Below are 13,687 nucleotides of genomic sequence, written 5' to 3'. Positions count from 1 at the left end.
CCCAAATTATTGATATTATGACCACTGCTACGACCGTAAAAACTGAGTATGAAGCGATTATTGGTTTAGAAACCCATTGTCAGCTGAGTACCAACACCAAGATTTTCTCTAATAGCTCTACAGCATTCGGCTCTGACCCCAATACTAACATTGACCCGGTTTGTATGGGTTTACCTGGGGTCTTACCTGTACTCAATCAAAAAGTATTAGAATACGCTGTCAAAGCTGGTTTGGCACTAAATTGTCAAATTGCTAAATATAGCAAATTTGACCGTAAACAGTATTTTTATCCAGATTTACCCAAAAATTACCAAATTTCTCAATACGATCTACCGATCGCAGAACATGGTTGGTTAGAAATTGAGTTGGTAGATGCTGAGGGTAATCCTATTCGCAAACGCATTGGTATCACACGTCTGCACATGGAAGAAGATGCTGGAAAATTGGTACACGCTGGTAGTGATCGCCTTTCTGGTTCTTCCTATTCTCTGGTAGACTACAATCGCGCAGGTATCCCATTAGTAGAAATTGTTTCAGAACCCGATCTGCGTTCTGGACTAGAAGCTGCTGAATATGCTGAAGAATTGCGCCGGATTGTCCGGTATCTCGGCGTAAGTGACGGCAATATGGAACAAGGATCTCTGCGCTGCGATGTCAACATTTCCGTGCGTCCAGTGGGACGAGAGGAATTTGGCACCAAGGTAGAAATTAAAAACATGAACTCCTTCAGCGCCATTCAACGGGCGATTGACTACGAAATTGAACGCCAAATTGCCGCCATCGAAGCAGGCGATCGCATTATCCAAGAAACTCGTCTGTGGGAAGAAGGCGCTCAACGCACAAGTAGTATGCGCGTAAAAGAAGGTTCTAGCGATTATCGCTACTTCCCCGAACCAGATTTAGCACCAATTGAGGTGTCAAATGCACAATTAGAGCAATGGCGTAGCGAACTACCAGAACTACCAGCTCAAAAACGCCATCATTATGAAAGTGAGTTGGGACTTTCGGCTTACGATGCGCGAGTGTTGACAGAAGATCATTCAATAGCCGAATATTTTGAAACTGCGATCGCATCTGGAGCAAATCCCAAAGCTGCCGCCAATTGGATTACTCAAGATATTGCAGCCCACCTCAATAAGCAAAAACTCACTATTACTCAAATCGCCCTGACTCCGACCAATTTAGCAGATATTATCACTCGCATTGAAACGGGCAAAATTAGCAATGCTCAAGCTAAACAAAAGTTGCCAGATTTGCTTAGTGGTATTTCTCCTGAAAAAGCCTTTGCCGGACAAGAGTTAATCACCGATCCTAGCGTACTGGAACCCATTGTTGATGAAGTTATAGCCGCCAACTCCAAAGAACTAGAAAAGTATCGCAACGGTAACACTAACCTCAAAGGCTTCTTTGTCGGACAAGTTCTCAAAAAGACAGGCAAACGTGCCGATCCTAAGCTGACTAACGAATTGGTTGAGAAAAAACTGAACGCCTAGCGATCTGTCAAGCTAACTTTGCTGGGTGAGGAAGCAGGAGGAGCAGAGGAGCAGAGGGGAAATAATCAATGCCCAATGCCCAATTCTCAATTCCCCAACTAAGTATTTTCCCGGTCTTGCTTCACACAATCTTCATATAAAAGCTGGTGACAACCCTCATACCTAAAATGATATGCTGTGGTAAGTAGATGCACCCTGATGATCTGGAGAGCTGCCTAAGTAGCTCTCTTTTTTATTTTATTTTCGCGGTATTTACGGATAAACTTCAAAAAAGTTGAGAAGTAATCTCAATAAATAAGTATTAACCCTTAAAAAGTAAATCAGAGAGATTAGGAAGTAGATGTATCTTAACGATCTACAGAGCAATCCAAGTGGCTCTCCGTTTTTGTTTTTGTTTTTCGTCATAAGAAAGGTAAAAACAATTATGCCAATCGCCAACTGGTGCATTATTATTGCCATCAGCAAATAAAAGGGATTGGGGACTGGGGAATGGGGAAGTAGGGAAAAACTAATAACTCTTAACTTCTAACTCCTGTAGAGAAGCGATTAATCGCGTCTCTCCTAACTCAGCACTTTTCTAAAGTACAAATTGACCTATCCAACCTGATAGTTGTAAGGAAGAATAATGGCAGATTGGCAAGAAATAACAGGTGGCATCACAGCACCAAGGGGGTATCAGGCGGCAGGAATTACCGCAGGGTTGAAACCTTCGGGGTTGCCAGATTTAGCTTTGATATTCTCAGAGGTGGAAGCGATCGCAGCGGGTGTGTTCACCACCAGCCAAGTGAAAGCTGCCTGCGTAGAATATTGTCGCCAACGCTTGCAAGCCAAACATAGCGCTCGTGCCATCCTCTGCAACGCTGGACAAGCAAACGCCGCTACAGGAACTCAAGGCTACCTTGATACCCTAGAATCTGCTCTGGCAATAGCCCAAGCCCTAAACATCTCGTCTGAATCTGTATTATTGGCTTCCACTGGTGTGATTGGTCAAAGAATTAAGATGGATGCTTTGCGAAGCGGAATTCCCAAGGTAGTAGCAGCACTATCAGAAACAGGCTCAGATGCCGCAGCCGGGGCAATTATCACTACAGACTTGGTAACAAAATCTATTGCCCTAGAGACAACTATAAGTGATCGCCCGGTACGAATTGGCGGCATTGCCAAAGGTTCCGGCATGATTCACCCCAATATGGCAACCATGCTGGCATTTGTGACTTGTGATGCTGTGGTTTCGTCTCACCTTTGGCAACAGATGTTAGCAAGGGCAGCTGATAGAAGCTTTAATTCCATCACTGTGGATGGTGATACCAGCACCAACGACAGCTTAATTGCCTTGGCAAATGGTCAATCTCGCACCCCAGCAATTATAGAATGGGGCGCAGAAGCAGAGAAATTAGAGGCGATGTTAACAGCAGTTTGCCAGCATTTGGCCAAAGCGATCGCTCGTGATGGTGAAGGCGCAACCTGTCTCATTGAAGTGGAAGTAACAGGGGCCCATGATGAACTCTCAGCCCGACAAATAGCCAAAACCATCGCTGGTTCATCCTTGGTTAAATCTGCAATCTTTGGACGCGATCCAAATTGGGGACGCATCGCTGCCGCCGCCGGACGTGCAGGTGTGCCCTTTGAGCAAGAAAACCTGCAAATTAAGCTAGGAAATTTCTTAATGTTAGAAAATGGACAACCTCTGCAATTTGACCGTGCAGCAGCAAGTGCTTATTTGAAAAAAGCATCGGTGGGTGCTTATCTCCAACAGGATACGGTGTTAATCTCCGTTAATGTTGGCAATGGTTATGGTGTGGGTAAGGCTTGGGGTTGTGATTTGAGTTACGACTACGTGAAGATTAACGCCGAATACACTACATGAACTACTCGCAATTGTTTGCGCTGTAGAGACGCGATTCATCGCGTCTTTACCCAAGGATGTGTTGCAATCATTAATTGAATTGGTATCAGAATAGTCTTACAAATAACAACAAGGACACTAAACTTCGTCACGCAGAACTACGGCTGCTGCTTAAAGAGACGGGGTTTCTTCCTGGTGTTGGAAACAGCAGATAGTTGCGATCGCTGGATAATAAATACATCTATTTGGGGTATTTGCTTAGACCTCCAACTTCCCCAGCCTTCCCATCTCACTCTCATCACAGTGTGCCCTTAAATTACAGGGATAACATAATAGTTGTGATAAACAAAAACTTATAGATGACAAATTACTACTAAACTTAAGTTACAAAATAAGTGAAAATAGTCAATCATAAAGTAAACATAATAGTCTTCATAAAGAAGAGTTTATATATTAAAAATTATTCCTATAGTTAAGGATGATAGATAAATTTTTCCTTATACATCCAATCTAATATTTGTTTAAAAATCCCAACTTCAAGTTAACAATTTCGGCTTCAAAGGCTGTAAACTGATTTCAACAAGGTGAATGATACCTCTGCATCACACTAGAAAAGCAGAGCCAATAATTTAACCTAGTTCTTATATAGGTAGCTATTTTATTGATGAAATAGCTGCGATCGCTTGGTCAAATATAGCTTGATTAATTATTAATAATGCAAGAAATACAAGTTTTTTTGCCTAAATTGTCATAGCTATAAAAAATAACATTTACGTTTTCAGGAAATATTTATGACAGAATTTTTTAATCAAATTTCTCGCCGCAAATTTATCTTCACAGCCGGAGTATCTGCGGGTGCTGTATTGCTCAAAGGCTGTTTGGGTAATCCTCCTGAAAACCTGACTGGTGGAAGCACTCAAGTACAGCCAACTGCTCAGTTGGTTGCTAATATTAGCCCCGAACAAACACCAGAAACTACTACAGTCAAGTTAGGATATATTCCTATTGTAGAAGCGGCTCCTTTAATTATTGCTAAAGAAAAGGGATTTTTTGCAAAGTATGGGATGACTAATGTTGACCTTTCCAAACAAGCTTCTTGGGGTGCAGCTAGAGACAACGTAGAAATTGGTTCTGCCGGTGGTGGGATAGATGGCGGTCAATGGCAGATGCCAATGCCACATTTAATTACAGAAGGTTTAATTACCAAGGGTAATCAAAAAATTCCCATGTATATATTATGTCAATTAATTACGCATGGAAATGGAATTGCGATCGCAAACAAGCACCAAGGCAAAGGTATTAGTTTACAACTCGCCAGCGCTAAGTCTTTGTTTAAGGAATTAAAATCTTCAACACCCTTCACAGCTGCATTTACCTTTCCCCACGTCAACCAAGATTTGTGGATTCGCTACTGGTTAGCAGCAGGCGGCTTAGACCCAGATGCAGATGTCAAATTGCTCACAGTACCTGCGGCGCAAACTGTAGCCAACATGAAAACAGGAACAATGGATGCCTTTAGTACAGGCGACCCCTGGCCATATCGCCTTGTTCAAGACAAAATTGGTTACGTAGCAGCATTAACCGCAGAAATTTGGAAGAATCATCCTGAAGAATACCTCGCCATCAGAGGCGATTGGGTTGATAAAAATCCCAAGGCTACCAAAGCAATTTTAAAAGGAATTATGGAAGCCCAACAATGGCTAGATAATTTTGATAACCGCAAAGAAGCGGCTAAAATTTTGGCTGGACGAAATTATTTCAATCTTTCTTCACCAGAAATATTGGCTGATCCATACCAAGGTAAATATGACATGGGTGATGGTCGCAAAATTGATGATAAATCAATGGCTGCTTACTACTGGAAAGATGAAAAAGGTAATGTTTCTTATCCATACAAGAGTCATGATTTATGGTTCATAGTTGAAAATGTTCGTTGGGGATTTTTACCAAAAGATTACCTAGACAATAACGCTGCTAAGGCTAAAGAACTTATCAACAAAGTCAATCGCGAAGATATTTGGAAAGAAGCTGCCAAAGAAGCTGGCATTGCTGCTGCTGATATTCCTACAAATACATCACGTGGTGTAGAAGAGTTTTTTGATGGCATCAAATTTGACCCCGAAAAGCCAGAAGAATATTTGAAGAGTTTGAAAATTAAAAAGGTAAGTGTTTAGTCATTGGTCATTGGTCATTAGTCATTAGTTATTTGCAAATGACAACGGACAAATAACAAATAAAATTTCAGGAGAACAGCATCATGACAATAGCCCAAAAACGTCCTGCAAGTCCTAGATTGAATAATAGCTTCATATCCAGCCTGAAAAAGCAATTTCCTGACCTGATACCACCAACGATCGCCATTGCAATTTTCCTGATTATCTGGCAATTATTCGCTTGGACTCCCGGCGCCACATTACCAGGGCCTATACAGGTTATCCAAGACACTTGGGTTCTGATTTTCTGGCCATTTTATGACCGAGGTGGTATTGATAAAGGTCTATTTTGGCAGATTTTAGCAAGTCTACAACGAGTCGCTATTAGTTATACACTTGCAGCAATTGTGGGTATTGGCTTGGGCATTTTAATTGGTGTTAATAAAACCATGTCCAAGGCTTTAGATCCTCTTTTTCAATTACTGCGGACAGTACCACCTCTAGCTTGGGTTCCGATTTCTTTAGCAGCTTTACGACAAAACGAACCCGCAGCATTATTCGTAATTTTCATCACCGCCATTTGGCCGATCTTAATTAACACTGCTGTCGGCGTTACCCAAATTCCCCAAGATTACAACAACGTTGCGAAAGTTCTGCAACTTAGCCGCAAAGAATATTTTACTAATATTTTGATTCCGGCAGCATTACCCTACATCTTTACCGGCTTGAGAATTGCGATCGGTTTAGCTTGGTTAGCGATTATCGCCGCCGAAATTGTCATGTCCGGTATTGTCGGAATCGGCTTTTTCATCTGGGATGCCTATCAAAATAACAACGTCAGCGAAGTAATTTTGGCTCTAGTTTATATCGGTGTCGTTGGTTTACTCCTAGATAAAGCAATGGTTTGGCTGCAAAACAAGATTTTACCAGCAGAACAGAAATAGTCATTGGTCATTAGTCATTGGTCATTAATTATTGGTCATTGGTCATTAGTCACTTGTACTGAGCGAAGCCGAAGTATTGGTCATTAATCATTTGTAAAAAACTAAAAACTAATAACTACGTACCAGTGACTAATGACGAAAGACAAAGGACAAATGACAAAGGAAAAAAGACAAAGGACAAATAAGTATGTTCGTAGCTGTCGATCAAATTGAAAAAGTTTTTGAATTAACTGGTGGTGGCAAATATATCGCTCTCAAAGGAATCGACCTCCAAATTAAAAAAGGAGAATTCGTTTCTTTGATTGGTCACTCCGGTTGCGGTAAATCCACTCTATTAAATATGATTGCGGGTTTGGATTTGCCTACTGAAGGTCTTGTCACCTTAGAAGGACAAAAAATCACCAAACCCGGCCCAGACAGGATGGTGGTGTTCCAAAATTATTCCCTATTACCTTGGCGGACGGTAAGAGAAAATATTGCCCTCGCCGTGGACTCGGTAATGAAAGGTTTACCCGCAGCTGAACGCCAAGCCATTATCGAAAAACATATAAATATGGTGGGTTTGCGTCCCCATGCTGACAAACAACCGGGAATGTTATCAGGTGGACAAAAGCAGCGAGTTGCGATCGCCCGCGCTTTAGCGATTCGTCCTAAATTACTCTTGCTAGATGAACCCTTTGGTGCATTAGACGCACTCACACGCGGCAATTTGCAAGAACAACTGATGCAAATTTGCGAAGAAAATCAAGTTACTGCGGTGATGGTGACACATGATGTCGATGAAGCAGTGCTGTTATCTGACAGAATCGTGATGCTAACCAACGGCCCCGAATCTAAAATCGGCGACATTTTAGAAGTGGATATTCCCAGACCCCGCAAGCGGATGGAAGTAGTAGAACATCCCAGCTACTACAGTTTGCGGAGTGAGATGATTTACTTCCTCAATCAGCAAAAACGGATTAAGAAAATTCGGGCGCGGAAAACTGCCGACATTGCCCGTCATGGGTTGGAAAAAGTTAACCTAGAAATTGGCTTTTTACCTCTGACAGCTTGCGCCCCCTTAGCAGTTGCTAAAGAAAAAGGCTTTTTTGTCAAACATGGTTTAGATGAAGTTAACCTGGTGCGGGAAAGTAGCTGGCGGGGTATAGAAGATGGCATAAGTGGTGGTTATTTGGATGCGGCTCAAATGCCTTCAGGGATGCCGATGTGGCTAACTTTGGGAGGACATAATAACCAACCCCTCCCTGTTGTCACCGCCCTCACCATGACCCGCAACGGTAACGCCATCACCTTAGCAAAACGCTTTTACAACCAAGGTGTGCAAACCTTATCAGACTTTAGAAATCACCTAGTTCTCACCCATGAGCAAAGGCATACAATGGGGGTAGTACATCCCGCATCTATGCACAACTTGCTGCTGCGTTACTGGCTAGCAGCTGGTGGAATTGACCCCGACACCGATGTGGACATGAAGACCATTCCCCCAGCGCAAATGGTAGCCGACTTAAAAGCTGGAAGCATTGATGGTTACTGCGTCGGCGAACCTTGGAACTACCGCGCGGCTGTGGAAGGTGTCGGCTTTACCATCGCTACCGACTTAGAAGTTTGGCTAGGACACCCCGGTAAAGTTCTTGGTGTACGGGAAGATTGGGCAGAAAATTATCCAAATACGCATATCGCCTTGACTAAAGCTTTGTTAGAAGCCTGTCAGTATTGTGCAAATCCCGAAAATGCCCAAGAGATTCGCCAAATTTTAGCAGGGCGAGAGTATGTCAGCACTGATTTAGAATACATTCAACTCGAAGATCCAGATAATCTCACTTGTAGCTTAGACCATCCGTTGCGGGACTATGCCCATCACCAGTTTTATTCTGAGTCTGCCATTAACCGCCCCAGTCGTACCGAACAAATTTGGATTATGAGTCAATTGGCGCGTTGGGGTGACACTCCCTTCCCCAGAAATTGGGTAGAAGTTGTGGAACGGGTGTGTCGAGTCCGTGTTTTCAGCACCGCCGCACGAGAATTAGGTTTGGATATTAGCTATATTCGCCAACCGATCAAACTGTTCGATGGTACTCCCTTTAACGCCGACGATCCGATCGCTTATCTCAACAGTTTGCAGATTAAACGTGATTTTTCAGTCGCGGAAGTTGTTCTTGATGCACCCAGAAGAAGACTCGCATCATAAAAAAATCGTGAAAGAAAGAGGGAGTGGAAGAAGTAGCACATCACGCGCGAACTTCTGAACTCCATTAATGAGCCTCTGAACTCCATTAATGAACTTCTGAACTCCATTAATGAACCTCTGAACTCCATTAATGAACCTCTGAACTCCATTAATGAGCCTTTGAACTCCATTAATGAGCCTTTGAACTCCATTAATGAGCCTTTGAACTCCATTAATGAGCCTTTGAACTCCATTAATGAGCCTCTGAACTCGATTAACGAGCCTCTGAACTCCATTAATGAGCCTTTGAACTCCATTAATGAGCCTTTGAACTCCATTAATGAACCTCTGAACTCCATTAACAAACCTCTAAATAGCGGCGAGTAGTCCCCAATCCCTAATTCCCAGCCCCTAAGCCCCAATCCTCAAACACCAAATACCATGCAAAACCGCAACTCAACAGCTACAAACACACTAGGAAAACCATTAGCCCCTGCAACCACCAGCCGCAGACCTTTCCTAGAAATTAAAGACGTTACCAAAGTTTATCCTACAAAGAAAGGCCCCTTTACCGTACTCGACGGCGTTAACCTCAACGTCGAACAGGGCGAGTTTATTTGCGTCATCGGCCACTCTGGCTGTGGCAAATCGACGCTCTTAAATATGGTATCCGGTTTTAACTTTCCCACTTCCGGGCAAGTCCTACTCGAAGGAGAACCCATTACCAAACCAGGCCCAGACAGGATGGTTGTCTTCCAAAACTATGCCCTGTTACCGTGGCGGACTGCTTTTGAAAATATCTATTTAGCTGTTAACGCCGTTTATCCTAACAAACCACAAGCCGAAAAAAGAGCGATCGTCCGCGATCATTTAGCAATGGTGGGACTAGCTGATGCAATGGAAAAGAAACCAATGCAAATGTCTGGCGGGATGAGACAAAGGGTTTCTATCGCCCGTGCTTTGGCGATTCGTCCGAAAGTCTTAATTTTAGATGAACCTTTTGGGGCGCTGGATGCTATTACCAAAGAAGAGTTACAAGAAGAATTGCTGAAAATTTGGGGCGATAACCGTTGTACAGTGCTGATGATTACCCACGACATCGACGAGGCACTATTTTTAGCAGATAAATTGGTAATGATGACCAATGGCCCCCATGCGAAAATTGGTGAAGTTATGGAAATTCCTTTTTCTCGTCCCCGCGATCGCAGCCGCATTATGGAAGATCCACAATATTACCAACTGCGTAACTATGCCCTAGACTTTCTCTTTAACCGCTTTGCCCATGATGACGTAGGTTGAGCTAATCGCCATTCATTTTTGCAAAATAGTACCAGATGCTAGCGGGAAGAATTCTGCAATCAATAGGGGCAATTCATGGATTGCTCCTACAACTACCTCTACAAGTTATAAAGTATGTGTAGAGCGAGTATGTTGAGAAAAAATCTGTATGACAAACTACCCAGAAACCCTAACTAGTAACGAATCCGTTAATGAGTTAATCAGCGAGACGACAAGCATTAACCATCTGGAGGTGATTGAAAATGTCATCGACTCTTTGGAACAAGATGATAGCGCGATGGTTAGCCACACTCCAGAGGGTGGTTATCTCTGGAAGTTTAAGTATGGAAGTGTAGAAGTATTTGTCAAACTCAACGGGACAACCGATGAAGACACAATAACGGTTTGGTCTACGGTTCTAAATTTACCTGCCAAAGATGAACCTAAGTTGATGCGGTATCTTTTGGAGTTAAACTGCTCTAGTACTTTTGAGGCACGTTTCGGCATTATTGAAAACCGGGTGGTTGTAATATCGACACGCACCTTAGCAGAGTTATCTCCTGGCGAAGTGTCTCGGCTAATTACCGTTGTGGCAACGATCGCTGATAATAACGATGAAGCCTTACAAACTGAATTTGGTGCGACTTAAGTAATTTTAGATTGGGCTATTGCTACATCCGATGTATAGCAATCAGGTTTGGGCGAATCTGCAAAGACTTTTTTCTATGTACCAATTAAAAGCGCCTGGGAGTGTTGCCGTGTTTCCACCCCAGGCGCTTTTTATTTTTAACTTGCTCCTCACACAAATAAATAGTATTACTGCTTCAATCAAAAAGCGAGTTTAGTAAGTGACACTTTTCAAACTGCACCGTCAATTGAATTTAGGTTTATATTCCCTTGACTTGACTCCATCTGCATTTTGGGTGCGATCGCTCCAGAAAGGCAGTTTGCTTGACAGACTCGATCGCGTCCAGGATATGTGTTGGACTGCTGATTTCATTACATAGCCGCTTGATTGGTAATCACCAGCCTTAAAAAGGTGGGTTAGGGAGGATCTAGCCTTTACAAGTCGTAACGTAACTAATTAAATAATTATTAAAGATATATGCATCCCTTAATTAATACCTGAAACTCTTTAGTAATCAATCAAACTCTCAAATAAATATTAGCACTCAATGCTTGTAAGTGCTAATTTATAGCTGAAGTTTAACGCCTATGATATAGACCAAAACTGCACTTTTTGCAGATGCTTTAGTTCCTTTCCAGATATTCTTTTAGAAAGAGAAAAAACTAAATATTTCCTGTAAGTAATATAAAATTGGGAGTACTGGCATGAAATACACTTTTGATATTGTAGGAATATCTCCACTTTTGCAGTTTTTTAATCACCAACAGCAAAACGGGCAAAAACCACCCCACCAAGGTGTGGAATACTTGGGAATGCATACGTGTACGCTAGATACGTTTTTAGAATCGGTAGAATCAGTTCCAGCAAAATGGGATTGGAATCTGGATCAAGTAGTAGATACTGTGATTAAGTTTTGGTTGAATAACTCAGACAGTATTCGTTATTGGAAAGTACGTTTAAATGATGCTGGTAAGGATAATTTACTAGTCACAAGGTTGGCAGATATAACCGCCTTACAAGCTGAATTTGAATCCCTACTAGATAAGGAGTGGTGAAGAGATAGCTAGAATTGAAAAAGAATTCAGGAGGGGAGCAATCCCTGCTCCGCCTCCAGTCAAAATCAATAATTTACTCTATTTTTCTCGTTTTCAAGTACTTTGAGAACTTGGAGATATAAATTTTCTACTCTTTTTGTCTGAACTTCACCAAATGATGCATAGTGAGTTAAGCTAGGAGCGCCATTTACTTCAATAATTGTATAATCTCCCATTGGTGACGTTATATCATTAGCAAGAATATCTACACCTGACAATCTCAATTCCATATCTTTTGTAATATTTACTGCTAATTTTTTAAAATCAGGATGGATATTGTCGGTGAAATCTATTGCCTCACCTCCAGTTGATAAATTTGCATTGTCTAAAAGATAGACTATATTATTCTTAGGTATAACATTAGTAAAATTTAGCTTCCGTCTTCGCAAGTTTTTTTTGATTCTGTAATCTTCAAAATCTATAATTTCTTTTCTACCATTTTTGATAAAAGTTTCCTGCTTCTGTTGCATAAGTTGCAAAACAGTAGATTGACCATCTCCGATGATAAATAAGGGAATTCTTTGATATGCCGAAATGACTTGATCATCAAGTACTACAATTCTATAATCATTGCCATTATAGAATCGCTCAACAATAAATCCTGAGATTTTTCGCAATATTTTCTTAGCTACTTGATAATATTCTTGCTTATTGTGAACCTTGGTAACAAACATTCCTTGACTAAGATTAATCGGCTTGACAATTACAGGAAATCCCAACTCCTGAGCATAATAAAATCCTGCATCTATATTTCTAGTATTATCTATTTCTTCGCATAATTCGTCACGAAAAAATGTTTTTCCTTCAGTAACCTTATAGCCAAATTTATTCAAAAAAAAGTTTGAAACTGCTTTATCTTTAGCTATTGCTACTGAGCCAAAAGAATTAATATTAAACCTGGTATTATGAAAAAAGGTTTTATTGCCGTTTTGAAATGTAATCAATCCCATAAAAGTGCATTCTGGATCTACTAAAACTACTGCTCCTATTTTTTCTGCTATTTTTTGGATTATTGATGTTACAAATGGTGTTTTCATTATCGATAACTATAATTTTTCGAGAAGATTTTAACTATTTTATGACCATTACTCAAGAAGTTTAAATTTAAACAATTGCACTATATATTGTCCCTAAAGCTTTAGTCAAAAGCTGAAGAAAAATTCATTTTTGAATATTTCAATAACCTCTGAAAATTTAATTATTCTCAACTAACTATAAAAAATGCAAATGCCTGCAATGTAGCTTTACTAATCACACTATAGAAAAATTAAGAGTGTATCCGTGCTGATTAATTCTACAGACGTTATTATTCATTTTTTCTTCAGCTTCTAATAGTATGTTTTCAGACATTAATATTTGTTTTACCACTGATGCGGACTTTACTTATGTGTATGCATACAAATCATGCAAACCCAATAATTGCTAAACTTTCTGCTTGAACATTCTTGTGTCCTGGAAACAATTGCAAGTTAAGGCTTTGAGATTCATTGTCACCTGAAAATTCCAACTTAATTGGTCTAAAATATAGCGCTCAGTGTTGACAATTTATAAATAATCGAATAACAAGGTGGCAGCAGCATTAAAAAAAGCGTTAGTGCATTCCTACCTAGAAACTAATTAACGCCCTTCATTAAACTTCATACGGTTAACATCATTATGCCAGAAAATACGGATAACAAAACTTCCCAATCAGACAATCAGACTATTGCGTATAAAGAACGCCTCAATTCTTGGGCGATCGCTCGTCTACTTCCTAATACGCAACGGGAGATTGTTGCTCGCTTCCGCAGCCGTTCTGATGCCGATGGCTATATGCGGCACCTTCCTCAAGAAATACCAAATGCTTCCTACATGGTTGTTTTTGATTGTCAACGCCAAGAAGCTGTAATTTAAAGTACAAGCGAATGGCATTAACCTTTGTTTGTAATCCAATACGCTTGAGTTAAGTGTTATTGGTCTTGAAAGACGCGATCAATCGCGTCTCTACAATCTGGGTTTTGGGCTGATCTGGACTGTATTGGTATTTTAATCTCCATTAGCCTTTTCTTGCGATCGCGGATGTACCCTACTTAAAATTTGCGGGA

Annotated in this window: 12 protein-coding genes; 10 read left to right on the top strand and 2 right to left on the bottom strand. The window is 41.0% G+C overall.

Going from position 1 to position 13,687, the window contains the following annotated elements; translation table 11 throughout:
- Positions 1-17: 17 nt before the first annotated feature.
- Together gatB and argJ are read left to right on the top strand one after the other, a co-directional pair.
- Positions 18-1,493 (top strand): Asp-tRNA(Asn)/Glu-tRNA(Gln) amidotransferase subunit GatB, encoded by a 1,476-nt coding sequence (gatB, locus tag V7L12_RS06185; protein WP_335083033.1) that lies wholly within the window; start codon positions 18-20, stop codon positions 1,491-1,493.
- 625 nt (positions 1,494-2,118) lie between these two features.
- Positions 2,119-3,360: a bifunctional ornithine acetyltransferase/N-acetylglutamate synthase gene (argJ, locus tag V7L12_RS06180; protein WP_335083031.1), complete on the top strand. Its 1,242-nt coding sequence runs from the start codon at positions 2,119-2,121 to the stop codon at positions 3,358-3,360.
- A gap of 137 nt (positions 3,361-3,497) precedes the next feature.
- On the opposite strand, the gene V7L12_RS06175 is transcribed toward argJ, so the two are convergent.
- Positions 3,498-3,638 (bottom strand): hypothetical protein, encoded by a 141-nt coding sequence (locus tag V7L12_RS06175; protein ID WP_335083029.1) that lies wholly within the window; start codon positions 3,636-3,638, stop codon positions 3,498-3,500.
- 492 nt (positions 3,639-4,130) lie between these two features.
- Here V7L12_RS06175 and V7L12_RS06170 point away from each other — a divergent pair, with 492 nt between their 5' ends.
- The 7 genes from V7L12_RS06170 (at position 4,131) to V7L12_RS06140 (ending at position 11,564) form a co-directional block, all read left to right on the top strand.
- On the top strand, positions 4,131-5,513 hold the full coding sequence (locus tag V7L12_RS06170) for a CmpA/NrtA family ABC transporter substrate-binding protein (RefSeq protein WP_335083027.1): 1,383 nt from the start codon (positions 4,131-4,133) through the stop codon (positions 5,511-5,513).
- An 83-nt stretch (positions 5,514-5,596) separates the two neighbouring features.
- Positions 5,597-6,436 carry a nitrate ABC transporter permease gene (gene ntrB, locus V7L12_RS06165; RefSeq protein WP_335083025.1) on the top strand — a complete coding sequence of 280 codons (840 nt, stop codon included), beginning with the start codon at positions 5,597-5,599 and terminating at the stop codon, positions 6,434-6,436.
- Between the two features lie 181 nt (positions 6,437-6,617).
- On the top strand, positions 6,618-8,624 hold the full coding sequence (locus V7L12_RS06160; RefSeq protein ID WP_335083116.1) for an ABC transporter ATP-binding/substrate-binding protein: 2,007 nt from the start codon (positions 6,618-6,620) through the stop codon (positions 8,622-8,624).
- Between the two features lie 420 nt (positions 8,625-9,044).
- Positions 9,045-9,902 (top strand): nitrate ABC transporter ATP-binding protein, encoded by an 858-nt coding sequence (locus V7L12_RS06155; RefSeq protein WP_335083023.1) that lies wholly within the window; start codon positions 9,045-9,047, stop codon positions 9,900-9,902.
- 148 nt (positions 9,903-10,050) lie between these two features.
- On the top strand, positions 10,051-10,530 hold the full coding sequence (locus V7L12_RS06150) for a YbjN domain-containing protein (protein WP_335083021.1): 480 nt from the start codon (positions 10,051-10,053) through the stop codon (positions 10,528-10,530).
- A 199-nt stretch (positions 10,531-10,729) separates the two neighbouring features.
- On the top strand, positions 10,730-10,888 hold the full coding sequence (locus V7L12_RS06145; protein WP_335083019.1) for a hypothetical protein: 159 nt from the start codon (positions 10,730-10,732) through the stop codon (positions 10,886-10,888).
- A gap of 325 nt (positions 10,889-11,213) precedes the next feature.
- Positions 11,214-11,564, top strand: a complete 351-nt coding sequence (locus V7L12_RS06140) for a hypothetical protein (RefSeq protein ID WP_335083017.1) — start codon at positions 11,214-11,216, stop codon at positions 11,562-11,564.
- Between the two features lie 65 nt (positions 11,565-11,629).
- Here the strand turns inward: V7L12_RS06140 and V7L12_RS06135 are convergent, their stop codons facing one another.
- The gene (locus V7L12_RS06135; protein ID WP_335083015.1) at positions 11,630-12,640 is read right to left on the bottom strand and encodes a cyanophycin synthetase; all 1,011 of its coding nucleotides are present in this window, start codon (positions 12,638-12,640) and stop codon (positions 11,630-11,632) included.
- A 619-nt stretch (positions 12,641-13,259) separates the two neighbouring features.
- Here V7L12_RS06135 and V7L12_RS06130 point away from each other — a divergent pair.
- Positions 13,260-13,496 carry a hypothetical protein gene (locus V7L12_RS06130; RefSeq protein WP_094351436.1) on the top strand — a complete coding sequence of 79 codons (237 nt, stop codon included), beginning with the start codon at positions 13,260-13,262 and terminating at the stop codon, positions 13,494-13,496.
- Positions 13,497-13,687: the final 191 nt, after the last annotated feature.

Source organism: Nostoc sp. (assembly GCF_036918245.1).
Classification (GTDB): domain Bacteria; phylum Cyanobacteriota; class Cyanobacteriia; order Cyanobacteriales; family Nostocaceae; genus Nostoc.
This window is presented reverse-complemented; position numbering and strand designations above follow the sequence as displayed.